This is a genomic window from Micrococcus sp. ACRRV (assembly GCF_022346985.1).
In the GTDB taxonomy this organism is placed as follows: Bacteria; Actinomycetota; Actinomycetes; order Actinomycetales; family Micrococcaceae; genus Micrococcus; species Micrococcus porci.
In genome coordinates, this window is record NZ_JAKRNH010000214.1 from 1 (window position 1) to 823 (window position 823).

The window sequence follows — 823 nt, forward strand, 5'->3', positions numbered from 1 at the left end:
CCGCTGCACCGTCGCGCCCAGGAGGCCCTCGCCGCGGACGACCTGCCCGGCGCGGTCGCGCCGTCGCGGGCCGGGGCCAGGGCGGGGACCCGCCCGGCGACGCCGTTCTGCCGCGCCACCTCGAGCAGCTGGCCCATGAGGCCGTCGAGGGCCTCCTGGGGCAGCTCCTGGTTGGCCAGCGGGACGGGCTGGCCGGCCACGACCGCGACGACGGCGGGGCCGGCCCCGATCCCGAACGCCTGCAGCAGCTGCGGCTCGGCGACGACGTCCAGACGCGCCATCACGACGGTCCCGGCCTGGGCGTCCGCGGCGTCGGCGAACTGGGTGGAGAGGGCCTCCGAGGTCGCGTCTCCCGGCACGTGCAGCACCAGGATCACCGGCACCTGGGTGGAGAGCTGGACGAGCTGCTCGAGCAGGCGGGAGTCGGCGTCGAGGACGGCCCAGGAGGCGGGCTCGCCGGGGGCGCCGGCACCCTGTGCACCCGCCCCCTGCGCGCCGGGCGCGGGGCGCGGGGTGCGCAGGGAGGAGAGGTCCACGGCCCCGCGCAGGGACGGGGAGGAGGGCTGGGAGGTCATGGCGGGTCCTTCCGGTCGACGGGCGGGGCCGGTCGCGGCGGCGGCCGCCCGGCTCCTGACTCGCCACCACGGTAGCCCCCGGTACGGCGCCCGCGGGGCCCACGGCGGCCCCGCGCCCCTGCCGTACGCTGTCGGCGTGGACCACATCGAGGACTCCCCCGCCCCGTCCGGCCCGTCCCGCGGCGCCCGCCGCCTGCGCCTGGGCTCGCTGGTGCGCCGCCGGGAGGCGTTCCTGCCCAACGAGAGAG

The 823-nt window shown here is 79.5% G+C and carries 1 pseudogene; it reads right to left on the reverse strand.

Annotated features, from left to right (window positions below):
- Nucleotides 1–575, reverse strand: a pseudogene (locus MHY29_RS12170) (hypothetical protein); the annotation flags it as partial.
- Nucleotides 576–823 lie beyond the last annotated feature (248 nt).